This is a genomic window from Paraburkholderia sp. BR10937 (assembly GCF_040965695.1).
Taxonomy (GTDB): domain Bacteria; phylum Pseudomonadota; class Gammaproteobacteria; order Burkholderiales; family Burkholderiaceae; genus Paraburkholderia.
Window position 1 is genome coordinate 1 of sequence record NZ_JBFRCL010000035.1, and the last position, 22,507, is coordinate 22,507.

The window sequence follows — 22,507 nt, forward strand, 5'->3', positions numbered from 1 at the left end:
GGGAGGGAGGGAGGGAGGGAGGGATGTGGTGGTACGAAAGTTGCAAGTGAAACTCCATCCTTCTTGACCGATTGCGAACTGTCACTGCCAATTCACAAGTTATTCAAACTTAAGAGGAGAACCTAATGAACGATATGACTATTGACAAGGAACTTGACCAGACCGTTTTCGCCCGCTTGCAACTCGAGGGCCGTTTACTCAATGCAGTGTTCAAGGGTCCCACCAGTACACCTCGGCGCATCGGTTTTCGCGGCGAACTCGCGCTGCGCTTCGGACCGCAACTCGCTGATGAAGCGCGCCCGCCAGAGCTGTCTTGCGAGCAGGTCATGGCAGTGGCCGACGTCGGCAACCCGCATCTCATATTTTTCGCGGGGTGGTTATTGAGCTTCGAACATCTGAAAGACGTCGCCGAAGTGTTGGGAGACGCACTCTCGCCCAACGGAAAGTACTTTCTGTTCTGCGACAACATCGATCTCTCGAGCCGCTATCAGGCGCACTATCAGGGCGCAGTATTCTATGTCCTCCCTATCGTGGAATCGACGGTCTACAACGAAATACTTGAGCTCCTGTATCTCGACAAGGCAGAGCTGAAGAAAAAGGACACAGCGGGAAAACTCGACGCCGTCGCCGACGCCGGGTCGAAGTTCGACTTGTGTTTCGATCCCATCAGTTACGCGCATGGACTCGAACTGATGGGCCCAGTCCGTGATCCTAACGAAAACAGACCGGTCTAGGTTGCATTCCGCAGCGGTGCTTCCTCATGAAGAATCCACCATGCACACAAGCTATCACAACGCTCACGTAATCTAACTGGAGAATTTCCATGGCACTGCTAATCGATGATGCCGCACGTCGAAAAGGGAACGCTCAAAGCCTCCCGCACGCTGATGAGGGTCTGCAAGCTCGTGCACGTTCGTCAGTCGCTAGATGGCTGTCGGCACACGACTTTCCGGATGCCCATTCCTGCAGCGTTGACGGAATAACGCCGCTGATGCTCGCAGCGATGCATGGGGAAGACCGTATCGTCGCCGCGTTGCTCGACGAAGGTGCACCCGTCAGTGCGCTCGACGACAACGGAAACGATGCGCTATGGTACGCATGTCTATGCGGAACGCCCGGACCGATTCTACGGTTGATCAGTGCCGGTCTTAATGTCGATCATGCCAATGCGCACGACGTCACATACCTGATGCAGGCAGCCGCCAACGGCAGAGTCGACGTCATGTGGTTGCTAATATCCCTTGGTGCGAGTAACAGCTTGGTCGCGCCAGATGGGCGAACCGCTTTCGACATGGCCACGGATTTTGGACTACAGCTGCTGCTAACGGTAGACCGACTCAAAAACGGCATGTGCGAATCGTCGCGTTTCGCCGATGATGCTCCGTCGCACAACCTTGCCCATTGAGGAAAACTTCTCATGCCGCTTTACGACTATGTATGCCGCAACTGCAATTTTCGGTTCGAGACACTTGTACGCACCAATTCGTTGGCGTCTTGTCCGCGCTGTAGCAGTAATGCGATGGATAAGCAGGTCAGCGCACCGTCCGCCCCTCCACGCAACAAGGCACTCATTACGGCAGCACGCCGCCAGGCCGCTCGTGAAGGGCATTTGAGCAATTATTCCGCGGCTGAGCGCATGCAATTATTGAATCGACCTTGAAACGCCACAATGAGCCGGCGCCTGTCATTCCATATCTGGCTTGCAAAAAAGTTAAGTCCAAGGAAAATCATATGTCGCCGCAGTCTATTTACCTCTGTGCACAAGAATTCCTCGTTGTAAATCCTCGCAACGGGAAACAACTCGGTAGACTTGCAAACACAATTCAATATGTCTCTTCTGCGTTCCTGATCGGGATATCAACATGGACAATGCCCGCATACTCGCAGAGCATGGATTCCCATATGGAATCATTTGACAGATTCATGGCTGACACGAAAGCTGCCGCCGCTCAGGATTTTATTGGCCACCCTTGGCGAGGGTCCGGGGCGCATCTTGAGTCAGACAATCAGCCTCCAATATCGCGCACCTACAAAGTCAATGATCCGTCTGCTTTCGAAGTGATGCGCCAAGCGATTATTGAACGTTACAACGGAGTACACGTCTCAGGGAGCTTTATTGCGAACGGCCAAACCTATGACTGCGTTCCGGTGATGGAGCAACCTGCTGTCCGGAGATATCAAATAAGGAAAATCGCAACACCTCCACAGTTAGCGTCAGCGACAAACCTCAACGGTGACTTATCCAGCCGATCGGTAGGGTCGTCGGAACAGTTGCAAAACGGCGTGAATACGCCAAGCTGTGGTACGGGCAGCGTCCCCTTGAATAGAGTCACACTGGAAGAGCTTAGTCGATTTCCGACAGTAGATGCATATCACAGAAAGGCGCCTCCACCGATGACCAGGCTCCCGTCAAGCAGCGAATCAGCGAATGCACCCTTTATCGCGAGTCAATTACTCTCCGCGGATACCTATACACACAAATATGCGACATTCGAGCAAAACGTCGAGAATCTCGGGGGCAACGTCACGTTCAATGTCTGGAATCCGAAAGTGGATGCTGCGGCGGGTCAGTTCTTTAGTTTGTCCCAGATCTGGATTATTGGTGGAGACAGAGCCGGCGGTGCAAACCCTTTACAGTCAGAAGAGACTGGCTGGGTAGTCTCGCCTTCCAAGTTTGGGGACAATCTGCCGCACTTCTTCATCTACAGCACCGCCGATAACTACGTGAACACCGGATGCTGGAACAACAGCTGCGGGGATTTCGTGCAGGTTTCGGAGAAAGCGGTACTCGGGGGCGCGTTAGTTGACATCAGTTCTCCCGGCGGTCAACAGCACGAGTTCAGTGCCGGATATCATCGCGACGCACACGGGAACTGGTGGCTCTTTCGTGACGGCGTGGCGATTGGTTACTACCCCGCGGAGTTCTATCAAGGCGGACAGAACAGTCATAACGCGACCTTGATTTCGTTTGGTACAGAAACAACTGGGCTTACGTCTTGGCCAGGCGCCGGTAGTGGTAATTGGGACAGCCCACTATATGGCCACGCAGCTTATCAGCGCAACCTCTACTACTACAACCTCGCTGACACTGCTGCCTGGGATGATCCGCACTTGTCGGTGCGATCGACCTGCTACCACGCGGCCGGTCCATTCAGCAACGGAGATGGCGGTTATATTTCCGCCGATAACCACAATCCAAGTTGGTGGACCCGATACGTCTTCGTTGGCGGCCCAGGCGGAACACAGTGCAGGTGAAGACGGCATAGAGCGCGTGATTCCTATTGTTCTATGATGCATAGCCCCGCCTAACATCCCGACGCCTCGCGCTAGCGAGGTTTCCACATGTTGCGTTTGGCAGTTGGTTCATCGAGGCATCCTACGTGCGCGATGCCGAACGAGGCGGCGAGCTGACCCGGAGCCAGCCTTAAACGGCACACGAAAACCGCGAGACACCGACGGTCAACCCACCTTCCCGTGACCGAAAACCGGTATTGCAATTCGTAGGCCAAGCGTTCGCCGTCACTGACTAATTGCGTACGTCCGCTCACCGATATTCTGCACTGTCCTCCTCACGTCGAGGCAGTTGATATCGGCAAATACATGCGAGGCCCTAAGCCGGCCAAGATAATCCATGTGCAATCTATGGGATGAGATGTGCAGGGTGCGCTGGTAATTGCGTCACCCAGCCCGATGCCCAGCACACGCAGGGTCATCGAGCTGCCGAGCGTCGATTCACCGCGACAACGGCATCGCTGCGCCGAGCGACCGTAAGCTCGAACGAATCGAGCGTCGGACCACCGCTCCAACGACTCAAAAGCCCGGGAAAACACTAGATCGCCGTAGTGTGGTATGCAAGCTCGCAAAGTGCGAATTCTTCAGTCGCCATCGCAAAACGCCTCTTCTGCCAATATTAGCATATCCGCTTGCGCTGCCTCCGTGGTCACATTAATGCAAAAGCCGGTCCATGTCGCTAGATAGACCCGGCGACCACGGAACTCGAGGAAGGGCTTCTCATCGCTTAGCTCGACTGCGGTGATCCGAATGATACGCACATCGGGATAGCGCTTTCGCCAAATTACCGCGGCTTCCTGCAGCGTCGGTTCGGTACAAACCAGCTCAGTTATCGCATGAATCTGTTCCACAGTAAGGCCCATGTCATTCCCACCCGCCTGACACCCGCCGCGCCTCGACAGTTACCGGAAGCGAGGTGTCGCTCGCAAGTTCGGGCAACTGAAACTCCCAGCCGTTAGCAAGCGTAATACGTCCACCCCAAAGCTGCGCTCCATCGATGTAGACGATTGGCTCCTCGACATCCTTCTTCGGAACATAGGCCCTGAATACGCCATTGTCATCCTTTCGGATTGTGACCTTCACGTTGATATCTCCCGGGTTGGTTAAGCGATTCGCGCCACCAGACGTATGGCTGCAACAACCGGCGGACATGCCGCACGTGCGCAGTACGATCCCGCCTTATCCCACACAAACTGGCTGAGTTAAGGGAGTCCACCATCATCGAACGGCTCGCTAATGCGCTCAGCGCTTAGCGTCGGCATCTGCGCGCAGTTCTCCTTCTCCATATCGGCGTGCCACGAACCGATCCAGCGAAGCGCGTCGGCGCGCCTCCCCAGTTGGGCGAGCACGTCCTGCGGCAGGCGATCGAGCGTGCAGAGCTCCTTCGCGCGCATTCCAACGCGGCGGTCTCCTTCGAAAAAGTGAACCGCATAGACGTAGAACCGCTGCAGAAACGTGCCGATTGCAGTGACATAACCGGCATCGCCCTGGCTCACGAGCAGCTCCCCCATAGCCTTACCGTTGTATGTACCGTCGTTACGAATCACGGCACGTGCAATCACTCGCTCGCCAACGGCGAACCGTGGTGGAAAAGCAAGTTCGACTGCATCGTCGCTCTCGACGTCCCTCACGCCCAGCTCATTTAAATACCGGGATGCACGCTTCATGACACCTCCCGTGGCAATGAGTTACGTCGGCGTCCGATCGATGCGCGAGACGCTCAACTCGCCTGCGCCGCCGCGCGCGCGCGGCGGCGCCAAATGCATGATTGCCACTCTTGAATGCAAGGCCACACCTGTCTTGTGTTTCGACGAAGTCGACGGTAAAGCCGTCGAGCAACAGCCGAGTTTCTGCCGGCAAGAGAATCCGCAGTCCATTGATCTCCGTAGTCTCATCACCGGGCTGCGCATCGGCCGTGGCGCTCAGTCCGGCTTCGTATCTGGAGCAACCGCAAGTACTCACACAAATACGAACGCCCGCACCGGATGGCAGACCGGAAAAGCGCACGATACGGTGAAGGAACTCTTCGGCGGCGGGTGTCACTGCAAAATTTGGCAACATGATTTAAAAATCGTCGAATTGAACAATCGTCGGGTACACTGCGCAAGGCAAGCGGAACAGAGCGCTAGGCCGGCACGATGCACCCGTCCACAGGGCACGCCGCCACGCATTGCGGACTATCGAATTGCCCCTCGCACACGGTACATTTTCTCGGATCAATTGCGAAGACGCCGCCTTTCTCGATGATGGCGACGTTTGGGCATTGTGGCTCGCAAGCCGAGCAGCCAGTGCAGGCGGAGGAAATGATCTTTAGGGCCATACCATGCACTCCTTGTGATGATTTTCGGTGTAACCGAGCACGTCAGGACGACTGCGCTACCTGCCGCTCAAACAGGGGCGTCTTCTCCCACCCTAGTCAACCCGATCTGTGGGATTGTCGCGTCGCCGCGGTCCGCGTGGTCAATTTCGCCAGTCGTGAGACGGCCACAATAATCGGTGAGCCATGCAAGCGCGGCTTTTTCGATTGGTTCGTGGGCGTACATATCCACGGGTTCGATTCCCGCTTCTAATAGCGACTTCCGTGGGCACAAGCCAATCTTTGCAACCAGCACAGCATGGCAATCGTTGATCGCGTGTACGATCGGCCGCAAGTCATCCTCATCGCCATCGCCGCCGCGGCAATAGGCGCCCACGCGGCGGTGCGCGACAAAGAGGGCTCCAGCGGCGCTGACCTGGAAAATCTGGAACTCGGAAGCGTGGCCGAAATGTGCGTTGACGAGTCCATCTCCCTTCGTCGCAACGGCAATCCGCACCTCGACATCGCCTAGCACCTGGGTCGCTCCTGACAAGCTTCGTGTCTTATGTTTCATTTCGCGCTCTCCATCGCTTGCGGCGTCCACGCGGCGTTGACGTGTACTGCCAAGATCAAGCTTGTCCACGGCGTCCATGTGTTCGATGCTTGCAAGCGAAAACTCGTGATGGCGGTCTTCGCCCAGAAGGCCTACGGCATCTGCACGACATTGCCGGCAATGGCGCATTAGGGCCGCGCCGCCCATGCAGGCGTCCTGCACGGCCTTCAACTCGCGAGCGGTAGGCTCGCGCTGGCCACGGCCACCGAAATACGTGCCGTGCGTAGGATCCGAGATCAGCGGCATGATGTTGTGCAAAAACGCACCCCGCCGCTTTACTTCACGATTCACTTCGACCAGGTGCTCGTCATTGATGCCAGGGATGAGTACCGAGTTGATCTTCGTAAGTACGCCACGCGCGCTCAACATGTCGAGCCCTAGCATCTGCCGCTCGTGCAGAATTCGCGCGGCCTCTTCGCCCGTGACTCTGCTGTGATCCCAAAAGATCCATGGATAGATCTTTTCGCCGATGACAGGGTCGACCATGTTGATAGTGATCGTCACGTGATCAATGCCGTAATCGCAAATTTCGTCGACATAGTCAGGCAGAGAAAGGCCGTTCGTCGAAAGACATAGCTTAATTTTCGGCGCGAGTTCGCGAAGCATACGAAAGGTGTCGAACGTTTTGTTCGGATTGGCCAGTGCATCCCCCGGGCCCGCGATCCCGACGACAGTCAATTGCGGAATCCTCGAGGCGACGGTCATCACCTTTTTCACGGCCTGATCCGGCGCGAGCTTCTCTGATACCACACCAGGCCGCGACTCGTTCGAGCAATCATACTTTCGGTTGCAGTAGTTGCATTGGATATTGCAGGCGGGCGCCACTGCGACATGCATGCGCGCATAATGGCGATGCGCTTCCTCCGAATAACACGGGTGATCTCTGATCCTTTCCCACACCTCCGCATTGATGTTCTCTGGTGCGTCGGTCGAACAGCAACTTGACCCGGCTGGTGCGCCATTTGAATCGGGGCGGCCGTATCCGGCAAGTGGATCCGCGGCCGACACCGATGGCATGATGTGTGTGACTCTGGCGCCGTCGGCCAAGATCAGAGCGCCGGCATTCGCGCAGTCGTGCATGGTATCTCTCCGCAATGAACGGTGGGTGTGCCATTGCTCCCAGCGAAATCCATGCCATCGCGAAAACGCACGATGTGCGAGTGGACGATACTTGAAGCCGAGAGCATCGCCGTGTGCTCCGTCACCATGACACATGGGTAGTCCAGCCACGCTGGCGCTGTGTCTCAGTTCTTATTCATTTGAATTACTCGCGATCAAAGCAACCGCTTTCGCGTTCGCCGATAACCCGATCGGCCAGATTCAAGCGCGACACTGTTGGGAATGGCACATTCCCGACGCGACTTATCACACCAAGTACTCCGAATCCCGACATGATGCCTTTCAGGTTCAAACAGAACCATACTCCGGCCGGAACGTCCCATTGGCACGATGTTTGCGGCGCAATCGACACCTCTGGAGAGACTTGACATGCATCTTCCAATTATCAATGACACGACGCTCCGCGATGATGAGCAGACTGCAGGAGTCGCATTTCGCGCCGAGAAAAAATGCGCGATCGCGAGCGCCGTGTCTCAGGCCGGCGTGACGGAACTCGAAGTCGGGGTTCCCGCAATGGGCGACGAGGGAATGGCGTGCATAGCGGAAATTTCCGGCTTAAGTCTCGACTCTCGTATAGTCGTTTGGGGACGCCTCACCGAAGGCGACCTCGCGGCGGCATTGCGTTGCAATGCCGATATCGCTCACCTCTCCATCCCTGTTTCGGATATTCATCTGCGCCACAAGCTGCAGCAGTCCCGTACGTGCGTTCTGCGTCAAATTGACCGCATAGTCGACATAGCAATCGGAAGTCGCGCAACCATTTCTCTCGGCATGGAAGACGCCTCGCGCGCGGATCCTTCCTTTGTCATCGAAGTGGCTCAATGCGCACAGCAGCAAGGGGTTCAGCGCTTGCGTTTCGCAGACACGGTCGGCGTGCTGGATCCGTTTAAGACATACCAGGCGATTGCGGCGCTGCGCGTTGCCGTGGACCTCGAGATCGAAATCCACGCGCACGACGATCTCGGGCTTGCCACAGCCAACACGTTAACGGCCCTTGCGGCAGGCGCAACACATGCCAGCACCACCGTCAACGGTCTAGGCAAGCGAGCCGGCAACGCGGCGCTAGAGGAAGTCGTGATGGGAGCACGTCATCTTCTGCGACGAGATACCGGCGTCGACACTAACGCGCCGCCCGGTATTTCGTTGCTGGTCGAACATGCGTCGGGCCGAGCCGTCTCCTTTGGAAAAAGCATCATCGGTCGAGGCATTTTTACTCACGAAGCGGGAATTCACACAGACGGCCTTTCCAAACACGTCGCAACCTACGAAGGATTCGATCCTGCAGAGGTCTGCCGGCAACGGTCTACAGTGCTAGGCAACCATTCTGGGTCTCAAGGCGAACGTGACGCATATGACGCTTCGGGCCTGAAGGTATCGGAGCGGCTTGTGCCGCTACTGCCGCCGCACATCCGCGCCTTCGCCACGCGACATAAGAAGGCGCCTAGCGCAATCGATCTCCGCCGCTTTTTGAGTGAGGTACGGAGCACGCGAGTCAGAGCGTCCTGGAGGCCGCTCATAGCGAGAAACGGACTTAGGAGGAGCAAACCCATGGAAGGACTTATCCGAGACTTCGTCCGTTTTCATCTATGGAGGATTTCCGCGTCTCTTTTGCATTGCCCTCGACAAAAGGATAGTGAAGTTGAACCGCCTGCACATCATGAAACGTTTCTTTCGGTACATCGAACAACAGGACGACGCGCCGCCCTCCACGACGGCTGATCTATCACGGCTTGCTGCGGAAGGCCTGCGACGACTTCGTTGTATCCGCGCCCCCTAAACAACGAGTGTTTAAAGTCTTTAGAAGGCCGCCGACCGCCATGTCGTCTTCCTGAAAAGCCTGTGCGCGTCGCAGTCGGCACCCAGCGGCGTCTGATTAGGAGAATCTCAATGCATATTGTCGTTTGCATCAAGCAAGTACCGGATTCTGCCCAGATTCGGGTTCACCCTGTGACCAACACCATCATGCGGCAAGGCGTGCCGGCAATCGTCAATCCTTACGATCTCTTCTCGCTAGAAGAAGCGTTACGGCTAAAAGACCGCTTCGACGCATGGGTCACGATACTTTCTATGGGACCACCACAGGCCGAGGACGCACTGCGTAGATGCATCAGCTACGGTGCAGACGACGCCGTGCTCATCACCGACCGGTCGTTCGCCGGCGCCGACACGCTCGCCACTTCTTATGCGTTGGCCGCCGCGATCCGCCAGATCGCGAGTGAACGCTCAGTGGATATGATCTTTGCAGGCAAACAAACGATCGACGGTGATACAGCCCAAGTCGGCCCGGGCATCGCGACGCGCATGGACATCCAACTGCTTACCTACGTGTCGAGAATCCTCGAGATCGACCTCGGCAGACGCACGATCATGGCCGAACGCCGTGCTGAAGGGGGCGTTCAGGTACTCGAGACGGCGTTGCCGTGCCTTGTCACGATGCTTGAGAACACGAACGATCTGCGTTTCGCAACACTGCCCAGAGTAATCCATGCCGCTGGCTTCCCCGTGCGCAAGTGGAACCGCCAGCAGGCCGGGATCGATGACGCCAGCAAGATCGGGCTGAAGGGTTCACCTACCGTCGTACGTAAGGTGTTCGGCGCAACGCCGCGTGCAGAAGATACCGAGATGATCGAATTCGACGAGTCGAGTCTCCAGGACGCGGCGGCTCAACTTGTGCGTAAGATCTTTACTCGCCATCCGACGCTAGAGATGGACCTGCGGCTCACGGAGAGGAATGCATGAATTCGCTTGTTGCTTGGAAACAAAAACCGGCCGAGCCGATCGCACACGCTAACGGCTGCAACGTAGAACTCCGCGACCGTATGAAAGACTATCGGGGCGTGTGGGTCTTCATCGAGCACGATCGTGGCCGTGCGCACAGCGTATCGTGGGAACTGGTCGGTGAGGCTCGCAAGCTCGCCGATAAACTCGGCAGCGACGTCGCTGTCGCGGTACTCGGTGGTACTGAAGAGCCACTCGAGCAGTTTGCCGCTGAGGCGTTCACCTTGGGTGCGGACAAAGCGTATGTCATCCACGATCCGGTGTTGCGCGGTTATCGCAACGAACCGTTCACGAAAGGCCTGTCAGATCTGGCTAGCAAGTACTGCCCCGAGATACTGTTGCTCGGTGCGACTTCAATGGGCCGAGATCTCGCGGGCTCTGTCGCAACACGGCTTCTGACTGGCCTTACAGCCGACTGCACTGAGTTGAATATCGATCCCGCCTCGCGTGTACTAGCTGCGACGCGGCCGACCTTCGGCGGCTCTCTGCTTTGTACGATCATGACGCTCGAATCCCGCCCGCAGATGGCGACTGTGCGTCCACGAGTCATGCCCATGCCGCCGGCGCAGCAAGGCCGCAGTGGCGAGATCGTGCAGGAAACGCTCGGGATGATCGAGGCCAATATAGTAACCAAATTGCTTGACTTCATCCCTGACGAGACAAGTGATCAAATCAACCTTGCCTACGCGGACGTGATCGTAAGCGGCGGCAAGGGACTCAAGAATCGCGAGAACTTCATGCTGCTATTCGAGCTGGCGCAGGTGCTCGGTGGCGAAGTCGGCGCGAGCCGCCCATGCGTTCAGGCGGGTTGGGTCCGAGCCGAACGCCAGATCGGACAGACCGGCAAAACTGTCAGGCCCAAGCTTTATATCGCCGCGGGAATCTCTGGTGCGATCCAGCATCGGGTCGGAATGGAAAGCTCTGACGTCATCGTCGCGATCAACACCGACCCAAACGCACCGATTTTTGATTACGCACACTACGGCGTTGTGGGGGACGCAATGCGCGTACTACCGGAACTAACACAGGCCTTTAAGCAGCACCTGATACCGCAGCGGCTAGACTCGTAAGGAAAACAAACATGATAACCTCCCCCAAATTCGACGCCATTGTGGTCGGAGCTGGACCATCAGGCAACGCCGCAGCCTACGTTATGGCGAAAGGCGGCCTGAAAGTGCTTCAGATTGAACGCGGCGAGTATCCCGGAAGCAAAAACGTTCAGGGCGCGATCCTTTACGCCAATGCACTGGAACAGATCATTCCGGACTTCCGTGACGATGCCCCTCTCGAGCGCCACATCATCGAGCAACGCCTGTGGATGCTCGACGATACCTCGTTTGTGGGCACGCACGCGCGCAGCGAAGACTACAACAATCCCCCATATAACCGTTACACGATCATACGGGCACAGTTCGACAAGTGGTTTTCGTCGAAAGTACGTGAAGCAGGCGCTTTGCTGATCTGCGAGACCACCGTGAATCGCCTGATAATGGACGGAGACCAGGTTGTCGGCGTGCAATGCGACCGCCAACACGGTGAAGTTTATGCGGACATCGTGGTCCTCGCGGACGGCGTCAATTCGACATTGGCGCGTAAGGCAGGTTTTCACGGCGAAATCAAGGCGGGCAATGTCGCGCTGGCTGTGAAGGAGATTCTCTTTATGCCTGAGGAAACAATTTGCCAGCGGTTTAATGTTGCCGATAACGAAGGCGTCGTCATTGAGATGGTCGGCCGAATCACCGATGGCATGGCTGGAACCGGCTTCTTGTACACTAACAAGGAGTCGCTGACAATCGGCGTCGGCTGTATGCTGAGCGACTTCAAAAACAACTCGAACCGTACAAGCCCATATGTGTTACTTGAAAAAATGAAGCGTCATCCGTCCATCGCCCCGCTCATCGCCGGCGGTGAAATGAAGGAGTACTGTGCGCATCTGATCCCCGAGGGGGGCTTCAATGCAATCCCGGAAGTGTACGGGAACGGCTGGATGATCGTCGGCGATTCCGGTGGCTTCGTCAATTCCGTACATCGCGAAGGTTCTAATCTTGCCATGACGACAGGACGTCTCGCCGCGGAGACCGCGATAGCCACAAAAGCCTCCGGAGGCCACAGCTATCGGGCTAGCGCCCTCTCCGGGTACAAGGCCGCGCTCGACAAGAGTTTCGTGATGAAGGACCTGTTCAAGTACCGAGACATGCCGAAGATCTTGCATCACAATCCGCAGTTTTTCACGACATATCCTGATCTAGTCGCTAAAGCGGCTCGGACAATGATTACGGTCGACGGCGTGGACAAGCAGACAAAGAAAGTGGATGTCATGGCGAGCTTCCGCAAAAGTCGCTCACTAACAGGCCTGGTGGGCGACGCATACAAACTCTGGAGGGCCTTCCGATGACCAGACTTACTGTGAACATCGACGAGAAGCTATTCCAAAACCGTTACCGCGTTGACGTTGGCCGGCCACACGTCCAAATAAGAAATCCCGAAACCTGCATTAATGAATGTAGCGATAAAAGCTGTACGTTCGTCTGCCCCGCTTCCTGTTATCGGAATGAGAACAACGGCGCCGTGACACTAATTACCGACGGTTGCCTTGAATGCGGCAGTTGTCGCATTCTATGCGGGGAACACCACAACCTTTCCTGGGAGTATCCGAGGGGTGGTCACGGAATCCAGTTCAAGTTCGGATAGACGAAAACGACCTCGTCATTTCGGCTTCCGCCTACCACAGGAAGGTGCAGAAGGCTTATCGCTTCGGAGCAAATCAATGAATATCCTTACTGGCATTGAGTCGGCAGATCTGTTTGGCGGCGCCGTGCCTCCTTCCGTATTGCGCTTAATCGAGGACACACGTGGCGGCCGCTGGGACGATGTGACCGCTGCATTGTGGACCGCCGTTCTTTCTCACCCGCGCTGCCTGCCACCCTACTATCTGCTATACAAGTTTCACGCGAACCGGGGCGAACTTGGCGAGGCGAAGGAAGTTGCAACCAAGGCTTTGACAGCTGCAGCCCGGGAAGCGTCAATTGACATTGACTGGTGTGCCGTACAGCCAGGCGACACAGATTTCACGATTCCTGGACCGGCACGCTTTTGGCTCTTCACGCTGAAGGCGCTGGCCTTTATCAGCGTTCGCCGCTGCGAACGCGCGGTTGCCCTGAGGCTCCTTGCGAAGCTGCGCCGGCTGGATCCGGCCGACTGCGTCGGCTTCAACGTGGTGGAAGCCCTTCTCGCGCAGTCCGGGCGTCGATAAGCCCTACCGGCAGGCCAGCCGTCGGCTCTGATGTGATGGACGACCCCCGCTACCCAGCGAGGGGTTTATGCCAAAGTGGAGAAGTCGTGACGTTCACGGCAAAGGAGCGTTCATCATGAATATAGCGACTGTTGGACTGGATCTGGCCAAGAGCGTGATGCAGGCTCACGCAGTGAATTCGCAAGGCGAAATCGTTGTACGCAAACAGCTAAGACGCGCGAATGTACTTCGGTATTTTGCTACGCTCGAACCGTGTGTAATCGGCATGGAAGCGTGCGCCTCGTCGCACTACTGGGGCCTTGAGCTCACCAAGCTCGGACACACCGTTCGACTGATCGCCCCGCAGTTCGTCCGGCCTTACGTAAAGAGCAACAAGACCGACGCGGCCGACGCCGAAGCAATCTGCGAGGCGATAACGCGACCAAACATGCGCTTTGTACCGCTCAAGACGCAGGCGCAACAGACAGTGCTGTCGCTGCATCGCGCACGCGCCGGCCTAGTCAAATCACGCACAGCACTTGCCAACCAAATACGCGGGCTTCTTGGCGAATTCGGCATCGTGCTGCCACAGGGTATCCAACTGCGTGGCCAACGGGCCATGGCCGCTCCTTCCACACGTGATGATGGACATTCTCAGCCGTTCCGGGCGTTAATCCAAATGCTCGTCGAGCACTTGCGCGAACTTGGCAGCAAGGTGGCTGAGCTCAAAGGTCGTATCCGCGCGATCCATCGCACGGATGCGCCCGGTCGGCTTCTCGAAACAATACCCGGGATCGGGCCACTTACCGCGTCGGCCCTCGCAGCCTCGATCGGCAACGCCGGATCTTTTCGCAGCGGCCGCGAACTTGCTGCATGGCTGGGTTTGGTGCCGCGTCAGCATTCGTAGGGCGGCACGCCGCGTCTGCTGGGCATCAGCCTCGATCCGTGCACGCGCGCAGGTCTTCGTCGATCCCCGCTCGATCGAACTGCTTGAGCGGATCCAGCTGGTCGCGCCCAGCGACGCAAATATCCTGATCATCGGCGAGACCGGCACGGGCAAGGAACTGATCGCGCGCCACGTCCACAGCCTGAGCGGGCGGCGCGACAAGCCGTTTGTCGCGGTCAACTGCGGCGCGTTTTCTGAAACGCTGGTCGAAAGCGAACTGTTCGGCCACGAGAAAGGCGCCTTCACGGGGGCGTTCAACGCCAAGCCGGGCTGGTTCGAGGCGGCCAACGGCGGCACGCTCTTCCTCGACGAGATCGGCGACCTGCCGCTGTCGATGCAGGTCAAGCTGCTGCGCGTGATGCAGGAGCGCGAGGTCGTGCGGCTTGGATCCCAGCACGGTATTCCGATCGACGTGCGCGTGGTGGCGGCGACGAATGTCCACCTGCAGCACGCGGTGGCGGCCGGGCATTTCCGCAGCGACCTCGGCAATCGCGCTCTGGCCGCGTGCGGAATCCAGTTCGGCGTCGACGTTCGCCTCGTGGCTGGACCTGCGGATCTTGCGCGAACGAAGGCGCATTGCCATGACTAAAGATGCGCCGGCGCGAACGCACCTCCTGCGAGATGTCGCGCAGCGCGGCGCGGCCCGTGCCCGCGAGCACGGCGAGCAGCACCAGCTGGTAGAACGCGGTCTGGTATTTGAAGCGCGTCGAAAAATCGATGATGTCGATCTCGTCCACCTCGGCGGCGACAAACGTGGTCGTGCCGCTGCCCGTCGTGCGCTGGCCAAAGCCATCCCAGTCGTCGTGATGTGTCACGCCGGGCTGCCTCGCGCGCACGGCCGCGATCACGTCTTCGCCCGTGTCGTCGCGGCGCGCAAACACGTCAATCCAGTCAGCGAAGATGCTGCCCGTGCTGTAGTACTTCTCTCCGTTCACCACCCAGCGTGCGCCATCACGTGACACGCGCGTGATCACGTCGCCGATCGCCACGCTGCCGACTTCGGTCCAGGCGTTTCCCACCAGTTCGCCGTCGACAAATCGCCTGAACCAGACGTCGCGCGCCGGGCCTGGCTCCGCGTTGAGCCGGTCCTCGACGAACGCGAAGTGGCCGCGCAGTGCCTGCGGCAGATTCGAGTCCGCCTCGGCCAGTTCGATCAGCAGCTGAATCAGTTGCGGCAGCGAAGCCCCCGCGCCACCATGCTCGACCGGCACGCGAACGGCGCCGAATCCGGCGGCCTTGAGCCATTCGATCTGCTCATAGGGCAGGCTGCGATCGCGCTCACGCTCGAGCACGCCCTCTGCGATGCGGGCGAAAACGGGTCGAAAACGTGAAGCGAGACGCTCGTAATCCGTACCGGGAGAAAGAACGGGAGCAAGTGCCACCGTGCTGGCGAGATTCAATGCGGTAATAGGGGCTCCAGGTACCGGCTTGATGGGTGGCCCGTGTTCGGGCCTCGTTCCTTACCGATAAAGCAGAAGCCATGCCAATCGTTGGCCGGGGATCAGGTGTGCGCAGGTCGGGAAAACCGCATGCGTGTTGCTGGTTCAGCAACAGCATGCAGCTGATTCACTGCTGGATTTGCAGCGATGCCTGAGCGATCTCGTGATGCCCGGACTGGTCACTGGCGTCATCGCTGCCCGCCTGTTTCGCGACAGTGCGGCCAGCCGCCAGCTATGGACCAGAAATGTAAGCGCAAGCTTCCCACGACGGTATAATTGTTCCATTCGCTTTTCCTTCCCCAATCATAGCTGACCCGCGCCTTCGCGGCGTGCGCACCCATCGCGTATGGGCGAAAGCAATGAAACGACCTGCAGACATCTATCTTCGTTTCCTGCAACTGACTGAAGCCATTCGTGGCTTGCCCACGCTGCCAGCGCTTGATCCGCTTGAAGAGAAGATTCTCGAGTTCGTGGCTCGCGCGTCACAGAACAAGGACCGGTTGTCGGTCCGGGACATGATTGGACACGGTGAACTGGGCTCTCCTGCGACACTTCACGGTCGCATCGCGTCCATGCGCGAGAAAGGATGGCTCACCCTCTCCGACACCGAGGACACCCGGCGCAAGCAGATCGAACTCACGCCTGCCGCGCTGCGCTACTTCGACAAGCTCGCCGAAGCGCTCTCGAAGGCAGCGAAGGGCACCTGAGCCGGCGGCATACCCCGCGATCCCGAGCCCGCCAATAGAGGGCGTTCTGCCCGGATCGGCTAATCAAGGCAGTTGTCCCCGTTCAGCCGTGCTGCGTGATTGCGAGCGGCCTTCCCAATCGCACAGAAATCGTTCGCGATCCGAAGTAACCAAAAAAGAACCCACGGACCATATCGGGCAGTGGGTTCGCAAACACACGCCAAAAGCTCGGGTTTTCACAAACCGTCATAACTTTTGGAACAGTAAACATACCGGGTTTGCGAGGCCAAGGCAACCTGGCAGTGGCTTAAAACAACGCCCAGGGGAAGCTCAGTTCGGTATTTTTGCGCCTGTCACAAAAAGGGCCCCGCTACCGTCTCGAGGCTGCGGTGAGCCGCCAGCAAGTGCATCTGGTTTCGACAAAAGCAGGTTCCAGAACATCCAGACCCGATGTAACGCCTGCAGGAGCGCCCACCGCCGCGGACCAGACGTAGTTACGTCGCCTCACGCCATGCAGAAAAGCGATGGCCGGATTTTCGCCGCGGCTTTGGCGCCGTTGGGCGGATCGTCAGTCAGGCGCCCATACAGGGCCTGCCAGTCGACGGCAAGCAACGGGATCGTCCTGTCATTGCGGGACCAGTACGCGAGAAAGCGCGCCCAACCCTCGAGGAAAAAGCCCACGCCGGGACTGAGCAGGCACGGAGGTCTCGCCACAAGAGGCACCCGGGCCGCAGGAAATATCGAACAGAGCGTTTCAAGTTCGTCCGCGGCTTCATTGGCAGTCTCCGGTTTGTTTGCACCGGCCAACAGGTGATCCCGCACGACGTCCGCAACACAGGATGTACAGAGCTCGATATAGGAGACGCGCACCCCACCCAGATCTGCCCACCGGGCAGACGACGCATCCGTCGGCTCCGTCATCCTTCTCGGAACGGGAAGCCTGACGTACGACGGCAGTGCGACAAAATCCGTTTCCTCGCGTTGCAGGGCGTCGCGAAACATCGGGTAGGACAGCAGCCATGAACTGACTGACGGACTGCCACCCTGACGCGAAGGCAGATTCAATTCCGGAAGGCCCGGGTGCAGCGTAGCCATGCTGATCTCCATTCGTTATAAAAATAATAACGAATGGCTGCGCTGCGTGCAAGGGTCTGCCATGGGGATGAAGCGACGCGGCCCTGTCCGTCACACTTGATCAGGCGCCCGGGACGCGGGGAAGCGCCATACGGACATGCCAGGGCGCTTTGCTCCCACTGACATTAATGAGACTAAATTCCTGCACCGAGCAACTCGAATATGCGTCTCATATCTTTCCGAATCGTGGCGGGTGGGCCCGCAAACAGGAATGGCTTTTATTCAAGTATTGGCCGCGGGCATGCAATTGTTATCGATGCCCGCCGAGGTGATCTATTTGTAAATCAGGAACCGGTCGCGATTCTTCGCGTCCTTGACCCATGCATGGACGCCCCCAGTTTGCCAAGCGCTCAGTTTGTGACAGGTTATAGGTCAAGATTGCAGCCATGCATTCGGACTTCGCACGGCACTCGCCGGCGGTCCCTGATGGAATTTGCTGGTCAAGGTCTCATCAGTTTGGCGTGCTCTCGCGCACACTGGATCAATCAGATTTTCTTGACCACGGTCTTACCTATCTCGCCATCACATCTTGATAGCCTGTGCAATCGGCTGAAGTCTCCTGCTGTTCGTTACAATTTATAGGTGCATCGAAGTTTATGCCGCACTCGCGCTCGCCATGTAGTCACTTCGGAACTCGCGTGCATGAGTCAATAGTGCCCACACGACGCGCACGTTCTTGTTTGCGAGTGCTACCGCGGTAACATTCGCGTTGCGCCGCTGCAGCAAGTTATGCAACCAGCTCTCCTTATCTTCTTTCCGATTGGCCGCGTAGATGACTGAACGCGCTCCATGTATCAACAGCGTCCGCAAATAGGTGTCGCCTCGCTTGCTTATGCCCAGCAGCACATTCTTGCCGCCACTGGAGTTCTGTCTGGGCACCAGACCCAGCCATGCAGCAAGCTGGCGCCCGTTTGCGAAGCTCTTGGCATCACCGATAGAGGCCACTAGCGCGCTCGCAGTAATCGGACCAATGCCCGGCACGCGCGCGAGCCTGCAGCTGACTTCGTTTTCGCGGTGCATCACCCGGATTTGCGCTTCCAGCTCACGGACCTGGCGGTCGAGTTCCTTCACGTGTTCCAGGAGACGCTCAATCAGCTGCCGAAAGGATCCTGTCAATTCGTTGGTCGCGTCTTCGAGCAAGCCGGGTACTCGCCCGGCGAGGTGTGTGATTCCTTGTGGGATAACAAGCCCAAACTCACTTAGCAGACCGCGTATCTGGTTAGCTTGTGCGGTGCGCGCCCGAACGAAACCTTGACGGACGCGATGCAGCGACAGCACCGACTGCTGCTCAACGTTCTTGATCGGGACGAAGCGCATGTTCGGCCGCGCGACGGCCTCGCAGATAGCCTCGGCATCCGCGGCATCATTTTTGTTTGCCTTCACATACGGCTTCACGAACTGCGGCGCCATCAGGCGCACAGTATGTCCCATGCCCTGCAGCTTTCTAGCCCAGTAATGGGCGCTACCACATGCCTCCATTCCTATAAGACACGGCAGGTTGGCAAAGAACGCCGCCATCTGATCACGCTTTAGCACTTTCTTCAGCACGGCTCGACCGTGCTCATTCACGCCATGAATTGCAAAAACGGTTTTTGCCAAATCAATGCCAATCGTCGTAATCTTCATGTTGGGCGCCCTCCTCGATTAAGTGGTAGCTTCGACACTTCCACTTTGGCACACCGATGCCGTTTCGGGTGGGGGCGCCCATTCCATTAGTTTGGCGCGCGTCCCCGCCCGGACCAGGTAGCAGGATCGCGATATTTCGCAGTCAGTGGACCGTGCGCGACCCTTGGTCTGCCGCGTCGGCTCCCGAAGATATCCCGCTCGGTATATCCGAACTCCACAACCTTTGCACGTATATCGGCAAGCACCGTGTCGAACTCCTGCTGCCGCATAGCGGTCGCCTGACTTTTGAGTTCGTCAAGTTGTGCTTTCAGTTCCTTGTACGTTGCCACGGACTTCCCCCATGTGGACACCTCGCGGTCATGATAGTGACTTTCTCACGGCATTGATCCGAATCGGGATGACCGATCGACGAGTCCGGCCTTGGGCCTGTGTCCGCGAATTCGCAAATCACGGGCAATATTCGGCGGCCGTTCCATGACGAACGTTCACACTCTTTTGCAGGGATGGACTGACGCGTGGCCAGTTCGTTCCAGCGCTTTTTACGAGGGTCGGCGGACACGACGGACCCTTGAAGCGGCGCATCATGCAGTTTTGAACACCGCGCACACCTTGTCGGCCACGCGAGCAATGAACAGGACAAGGCGGCAAAGGCTGCGCATTGCGTTATCCTGAAGCGTCCGCCCAAAGGGAACACGCATGAAGCTTTCGAAATTCCTGTTACTGATGGCAGTGCCGCTGTCCACCACCGCTTACGCGCAAGCCTCGCAGACGTTTCACTTCGGCGAAGGCCAGGACTCGCCGCAACGTGCTCGTACCACTTCTCCTCCGCCACTGCCCGCAGCCCAGACTACGGAGCCGCTGCCCCAGGGTGAGCCGCATCCGCACACGAAGCCGACGTTAGAGTCCCAACCAAAGGCGAAATCGAAGTCGAAGCACCGGCAGCACCATCGGCACCATCCAATCCACCCGTCACCGCTTCAGAATCCGTATTCACATCCTTGAGCCGGGCAGCACGCAAATCGTGTGTCAGCCATGCAGCGAATGATTGGACTATCTGGCATTCCTCGCCGGCTGTCGCACAATTAATTCGCTATACGAATTGATATGAGGTGACGACACTCAGTGACCAACGATGAAGTTTCACCAGAGTCGACATTACAGCTCGAATGATTGCAATTTCAACGGCCGCCCAGACTGTTTTGCGTAATCTATTGAACGCGTCCGTAGTCCAGCCCGTACTCATATTCGGTGCACGGTAGCTGGCTAAGGATCCGACGCGACGCCATTGAAGGACAGTGCCTGTGGGATGCGCGAACAACCGGAATGACGGCATCCACACACGGAACGCGCGGTGACGGGATGGCATACAGCACGGGGGTTGATCATACGTATTCCGGGCCAGTCGGAGCGCGACATGGCCCGTCAGGCGGCAATGCTTTCCTCAAATTCGAATAGCGCTCCCTCGTGAGCCTCGAGCATGGTGCGTATATCGGGCAGCGCACGGCGAACCATTGGGCGCGCAGACCTCGGGAGATTCGAGCAGGCGAGCTCGATATCGCCGCTTCTGTGCTCGCCGAGCATCGCGAGCATCACGCACGCCTGCTGGATATCTTTCTGCGACTTGACCAGCATGTTGGTGCGCAAGCGTGAAACGAGGATCTTGTGGATCGCGAAGCGTGCGGGGTCCGGCACACGAACCGGCACCGCGCCGTGCCTTGAAAGCAGCGTGCCCATGTGGGACTGGCCGAGCAGGTAGGCGAGATAAGGCATGCCGCTCGCATGCGCACCGAGCTCTGGAACAGCGACGGTCGGAAATGTGTTGTCCTTCGAAGGCACAAGCAGATCGACGTGAAAACGCGTCCGACCCGCCTGCTTGAACGACGTGGACGGATCGCCCCTGTTGAACCCCGGCACCGGCACGAAGTCGATTCCGGTTTCTTTCAGGATTTCGAGCAGGCCACCTGACGGCACACCCTGTAGCGCGAGCTGGCGGGCGCGCGCGATATCGATGTCCTCGGTCTCGTAGGCAAGCGCCTTGATGCCAAGGCTGTTGAGCAGAACCGCGTACGCGTGAGAGCCCACGAGCACCGCGCCGGCCTCGAAAAGTCCGTAATTGTGGAGGACCGCCATGGTCGCGTAGGTCTTGTTGTCGGCAATCTGGAAGCCGAGCTTCGCGAGCTCCCGAATGCGGCTGATGAGGTCTTTGGACTGCTCGATCTGTGCCATCACCGCAGCGACGCGCTCCTCGGCCGCCGGATCGCCCTTGGGTCCGCCAAGACTCTCCTGCTGCCGCTTGCCCTCCGCGTTCATGAACTGCCGATAGTAGTAGACAGCGTTCCCGCGATGGTGCTCGGTGATCGTGCCCGGCGCACCCACGAGAACCCGCCCCTGGCTGGCGACCGCCTGCTCGACGTTCGCGTACTGGGAGCAAAATGCCTGATCGTGTCGCTGGTAAAGAGGAAGTCCGTGCATGCCAGAAAATTGCAGTAATTTTTTGGATTTTACTGCAAAAGGCGAGTTCGTGATTGCAGTAATTTTATGAAAATTACTGCAATCAACTTGGAATCCCTCAGGCCACCAACCCCTCGCCTGTCCGATACCCCAGGCGAACGGTACAAGGTTACCCGGCGGTACCGGGCGCATCGGTTAGGATTTGTTCGGGCCATGCCCGGTCCGCGACCTCATTGTCGGACTTCTCACCACGCACCGGCTGACGAATCGCCGACGTCTCGAATTCATGTTCCGGCGCATCGCTGGGCCAACGTCTGTGGCCCCGTCCGCGTGCTTTAGCACGCCGAGGGCCACCCAATGCCTGCGCGCGGGCATCGGGTCTCACCAGATGCAGGACTTCGAAGCCTGTTAGCCGATTGATGAAGAGAATGACGCAAACTTACGTTTTTCAAATTCCGGTTGCGGCAGTCGATCGCGCACGTCCATGCAGAACGTCGAGCCACGATTCTGGCTTTCTATCAATCACCTTTTCCCGGTTTCCGACATGAGCTCGCCGCACGTCTTGCATGTATAAGAGGCGTATCCGTGCGAGTCCCTGCCGTTGTTCACCAGTCCGGTCGTGCGAATCGAGTCCCACTGAGAAGAGTACGGTTCATCGTCATCGCACGCCACCTCTTCGCCGTCGTGTCCGTTGACGCACACGAAGTATCTACGTATCAACGTCGTCATCGCTGCCCTCCTGCGGCTTACGGTTACTGCGAAGCGGCGCTCCAGCCGCGCGAGCTGGCCGTACAGGCCCATTCGTGCAGGTTCGCGTTCCTGAAGAGTCGTGTCCTGCACCATCCGCTCCGTATTGCGCTGTCCATTCATCCCGCGACTGACGTGAGCGCTAGCGA

21 protein-coding genes and 4 pseudogenes are annotated in these 22,507 nt (G+C 57.9%); 14 read left to right on the forward strand and 11 right to left on the reverse strand.

From position 1 onward, the window contains the following. Window positions 1-125: 125 nt before the first annotated feature. The 4 genes from AB4Y44_RS26145 to AB4Y44_RS26160 all read left to right on the forward strand — a co-directional run bounded on the left by AB4Y44_RS26145 (window position 126) and on the right by AB4Y44_RS26160 (window position 3,255). Complete coding sequence (locus tag AB4Y44_RS26145; RefSeq protein WP_069268294.1) at window positions 126-734, forward strand: hypothetical protein; 609 nt, start codon at window positions 126-128, stop codon at window positions 732-734. An 89-nt stretch (window positions 735-823) separates the two neighbouring features. After that, the gene (locus tag AB4Y44_RS26150; protein WP_069268293.1) at window positions 824-1,405 is read left to right on the forward strand and encodes an ankyrin repeat domain-containing protein; all 582 of its coding nucleotides are present in this window, start codon (window positions 824-826) and stop codon (window positions 1,403-1,405) included. 12 nt (window positions 1,406-1,417) lie between these two features. Continuing rightward, complete coding sequence (locus AB4Y44_RS26155) at window positions 1,418-1,660, forward strand: zinc ribbon domain-containing protein (RefSeq protein ID WP_083245582.1); 243 nt, start codon at window positions 1,418-1,420, stop codon at window positions 1,658-1,660. Continuing rightward, window positions 1,657-3,255, forward strand: coding sequence for a neprosin family prolyl endopeptidase (locus tag AB4Y44_RS26160; RefSeq protein ID WP_368619632.1), 1,599 nt, complete (start codon window positions 1,657-1,659; stop codon window positions 3,253-3,255). The genes AB4Y44_RS26155 and AB4Y44_RS26160 overlap by 4 nt, the downstream gene beginning before the upstream one ends. A gap of 620 nt (window positions 3,256-3,875) precedes the next feature. On the opposite strand, the gene AB4Y44_RS26165 is transcribed toward AB4Y44_RS26160, so the two are convergent. The 6 genes from AB4Y44_RS26165 to nifB form a co-directional block, all read right to left on the reverse strand. Continuing rightward, window positions 3,876-4,154 (reverse strand): hypothetical protein, encoded by a 279-nt coding sequence (locus AB4Y44_RS26165; protein ID WP_069268291.1) that lies wholly within the window; start codon window positions 4,152-4,154, stop codon window positions 3,876-3,878. Window position 4,155: 1 nt separating this feature from the next. After that, complete coding sequence (gene nifT, locus AB4Y44_RS26170; protein WP_069268344.1) at window positions 4,156-4,374, reverse strand: putative nitrogen fixation protein NifT; 219 nt, start codon at window positions 4,372-4,374, stop codon at window positions 4,156-4,158. Between the two features lie 119 nt (window positions 4,375-4,493). After that, on the reverse strand, window positions 4,494-4,958 hold the full coding sequence (locus AB4Y44_RS26175) for a nitrogen fixation protein NifZ (protein WP_368619633.1): 465 nt from the start codon (window positions 4,956-4,958) through the stop codon (window positions 4,494-4,496). Next, a complete protein-coding gene (locus tag AB4Y44_RS26180; protein WP_368619634.1) occupies window positions 4,930-5,352 on the reverse strand; it encodes a HesB/IscA family protein in 423 nt (140 codons plus the stop codon). Before AB4Y44_RS26180 ends, AB4Y44_RS26175 begins: the two co-directional genes overlap by 29 nt. A gap of 64 nt (window positions 5,353-5,416) precedes the next feature. Continuing rightward, entirely contained in the window at window positions 5,417-5,611 is a 195-nt protein-coding gene (locus AB4Y44_RS26185) for a 4Fe-4S binding protein (RefSeq protein ID WP_083245579.1), read from the reverse strand. A 67-nt stretch (window positions 5,612-5,678) separates the two neighbouring features. Next, on the reverse strand, window positions 5,679-7,280 hold the full coding sequence (gene nifB, locus AB4Y44_RS26190; protein WP_368619635.1) for a nitrogenase cofactor biosynthesis protein NifB: 1,602 nt from the start codon (window positions 7,278-7,280) through the stop codon (window positions 5,679-5,681). A gap of 408 nt (window positions 7,281-7,688) precedes the next feature. Between nifB and AB4Y44_RS26195 the strand changes: the two are divergent. The 9 genes and pseudogenes from AB4Y44_RS26195 to AB4Y44_RS26235 all read left to right on the forward strand — a co-directional run. Continuing rightward, window positions 7,689-8,807, forward strand: a pseudogene (locus AB4Y44_RS26195) (homocitrate synthase); the annotation flags it as partial. A gap of 145 nt (window positions 8,808-8,952) precedes the next feature. Beyond that, window positions 8,953-9,151: pseudogene (locus AB4Y44_RS26200) on the forward strand (nitrogenase-stabilizing/protective protein NifW). A 55-nt stretch (window positions 9,152-9,206) separates the two neighbouring features. Further along, a complete protein-coding gene (locus AB4Y44_RS26205; protein ID WP_069268289.1) occupies window positions 9,207-10,058 on the forward strand; it encodes an electron transfer flavoprotein subunit beta/FixA family protein in 852 nt (283 codons plus the stop codon). Next, window positions 10,055-11,167, forward strand: a complete 1,113-nt coding sequence (locus AB4Y44_RS26210; RefSeq protein WP_069268288.1) for an electron transfer flavoprotein subunit alpha/FixB family protein — start codon at window positions 10,055-10,057, stop codon at window positions 11,165-11,167. The genes AB4Y44_RS26205 and AB4Y44_RS26210 overlap by 4 nt, the downstream gene beginning before the upstream one ends. An 11-nt stretch (window positions 11,168-11,178) precedes the next feature. Further along, a complete protein-coding gene (locus AB4Y44_RS26215; protein ID WP_368619636.1) occupies window positions 11,179-12,492 on the forward strand; it encodes an FAD-dependent monooxygenase in 1,314 nt (437 codons plus the stop codon). After that, on the forward strand, window positions 12,489-12,788 hold the full coding sequence (locus tag AB4Y44_RS26220) for a ferredoxin family protein (RefSeq protein WP_083245578.1): 300 nt from the start codon (window positions 12,489-12,491) through the stop codon (window positions 12,786-12,788). Before AB4Y44_RS26215 ends, AB4Y44_RS26220 begins: the two co-directional genes overlap by 4 nt. 76 nt (window positions 12,789-12,864) lie before the next feature. Beyond that, window positions 12,865-13,350, forward strand: coding sequence for a hypothetical protein (locus tag AB4Y44_RS26225; RefSeq protein ID WP_069268286.1), 486 nt, complete (start codon window positions 12,865-12,867; stop codon window positions 13,348-13,350). Between the two features lie 115 nt (window positions 13,351-13,465). Next, window positions 13,466-14,236 (forward strand): IS110 family transposase, encoded by a 771-nt coding sequence (locus tag AB4Y44_RS26230; protein ID WP_368619637.1) that lies wholly within the window; start codon window positions 13,466-13,468, stop codon window positions 14,234-14,236. After that, window positions 14,229-14,759, forward strand: a pseudogene (locus tag AB4Y44_RS26235) (sigma 54-interacting transcriptional regulator); the annotation flags it as partial. The gene AB4Y44_RS26230 and the pseudogene AB4Y44_RS26235, both read left to right, overlap by 8 nt. 46 nt (window positions 14,760-14,805) lie before the next feature. Here the strand turns inward: AB4Y44_RS26235 and AB4Y44_RS26240 are convergent. Then, window positions 14,806-15,657: pseudogene (locus tag AB4Y44_RS26240) on the reverse strand (acyl-CoA dehydrogenase family protein); the annotation flags it as partial. Between the two features lie 416 nt (window positions 15,658-16,073). On the opposite strand from AB4Y44_RS26240, the gene AB4Y44_RS26245 reads away from it, so the two are divergent. Next, window positions 16,074-16,421 (forward strand): transcriptional regulator, encoded by a 348-nt coding sequence (locus AB4Y44_RS26245; RefSeq protein ID WP_069268351.1) that lies wholly within the window; start codon window positions 16,074-16,076, stop codon window positions 16,419-16,421. Window positions 16,422-16,904: 483 nt separating this feature from the next. Here AB4Y44_RS26245 and AB4Y44_RS26250 read toward each other — a convergent pair whose 3' ends face one another. From AB4Y44_RS26250 to AB4Y44_RS26265, 4 genes are all read right to left on the reverse strand, one after another. Then, window positions 16,905-17,495, reverse strand: coding sequence for a hypothetical protein (locus AB4Y44_RS26250; protein ID WP_368619638.1), 591 nt, complete (start codon window positions 17,493-17,495; stop codon window positions 16,905-16,907). Between the two features lie 633 nt (window positions 17,496-18,128). Next, the gene (locus AB4Y44_RS26255; protein ID WP_069268353.1) at window positions 18,129-19,160 is read right to left on the reverse strand and encodes an IS110 family transposase; all 1,032 of its coding nucleotides are present in this window, start codon (window positions 19,158-19,160) and stop codon (window positions 18,129-18,131) included. 86 nt (window positions 19,161-19,246) lie between these two features. Further along, window positions 19,247-19,489, reverse strand: coding sequence for an H-NS histone family protein (locus tag AB4Y44_RS26260; RefSeq protein ID WP_368619011.1), 243 nt, complete (start codon window positions 19,487-19,489; stop codon window positions 19,247-19,249). Between the two features lie 1,093 nt (window positions 19,490-20,582). Continuing rightward, window positions 20,583-21,803, reverse strand: a complete 1,221-nt coding sequence (locus tag AB4Y44_RS26265; RefSeq protein WP_368619010.1) for a GSU2403 family nucleotidyltransferase fold protein — start codon at window positions 21,801-21,803, stop codon at window positions 20,583-20,585. Window positions 21,804-22,507: the final 704 nt, after the last annotated feature.

Coding starts and splice junctions, on each gene's coding strand:
- AB4Y44_RS26145 (WP_069268294.1), top strand. CDS start 126: ATGAACGATATGACTATTGACAAGGAACTTGACCAGACCGTTTTCGCC.
- AB4Y44_RS26150 (WP_069268293.1), top strand. CDS start 824: ATGGCACTGCTAATCGATGATGCCGCACGTCGAAAAGGGAACGCTCAA.
- AB4Y44_RS26155 (WP_083245582.1), top strand. CDS start 1,418: ATGCCGCTTTACGACTATGTATGCCGCAACTGCAATTTTCGGTTCGAG.
- AB4Y44_RS26165 (WP_069268291.1), bottom strand. CDS start 4,154: ATGGGCCTTACTGTGGAACAGATTCATGCGATAACTGAGCTGGTTTGT.
- AB4Y44_RS26175 (WP_368619633.1), bottom strand. CDS start 4,958: ATGAAGCGTGCATCCCGGTATTTAAATGAGCTGGGCGTGAGGGACGTC.
- AB4Y44_RS26180 (WP_368619634.1), bottom strand. CDS start 5,352: ATGTTGCCAAATTTTGCAGTGACACCCGCCGCCGAAGAGTTCCTTCAC.
- AB4Y44_RS26185 (WP_083245579.1), bottom strand. CDS start 5,611: ATGGCCCTAAAGATCATTTCCTCCGCCTGCACTGGCTGCTCGGCTTGC.
- nifB (WP_368619635.1), bottom strand. CDS start 7,280: ATGCACGACTGCGCGAATGCCGGCGCTCTGATCTTGGCCGACGGCGCC.
- AB4Y44_RS26205 (WP_069268289.1), top strand. CDS start 9,207: ATGCATATTGTCGTTTGCATCAAGCAAGTACCGGATTCTGCCCAGATT.
- AB4Y44_RS26210 (WP_069268288.1), top strand. CDS start 10,055: ATGAATTCGCTTGTTGCTTGGAAACAAAAACCGGCCGAGCCGATCGCA.
- AB4Y44_RS26215 (WP_368619636.1), top strand. CDS start 11,179: ATGATAACCTCCCCCAAATTCGACGCCATTGTGGTCGGAGCTGGACCA.
- AB4Y44_RS26220 (WP_083245578.1), top strand. CDS start 12,489: ATGACCAGACTTACTGTGAACATCGACGAGAAGCTATTCCAAAACCGT.
- AB4Y44_RS26225 (WP_069268286.1), top strand. CDS start 12,865: ATGAATATCCTTACTGGCATTGAGTCGGCAGATCTGTTTGGCGGCGCC.
- AB4Y44_RS26230 (WP_368619637.1), top strand. CDS start 13,466: ATGAATATAGCGACTGTTGGACTGGATCTGGCCAAGAGCGTGATGCAG.
- AB4Y44_RS26245 (WP_069268351.1), top strand. CDS start 16,074: ATGAAACGACCTGCAGACATCTATCTTCGTTTCCTGCAACTGACTGAA.
- AB4Y44_RS26250 (WP_368619638.1), bottom strand. CDS start 17,495: ATGGCTACGCTGCACCCGGGCCTTCCGGAATTGAATCTGCCTTCGCGT.
- AB4Y44_RS26255 (WP_069268353.1), bottom strand. CDS start 19,160: ATGAAGATTACGACGATTGGCATTGATTTGGCAAAAACCGTTTTTGCA.
- AB4Y44_RS26265 (WP_368619010.1), bottom strand. CDS start 21,803: ATGCGCCCGGTACCGCCGGGTAACCTTGTACCGTTCGCCTGGGGTATC.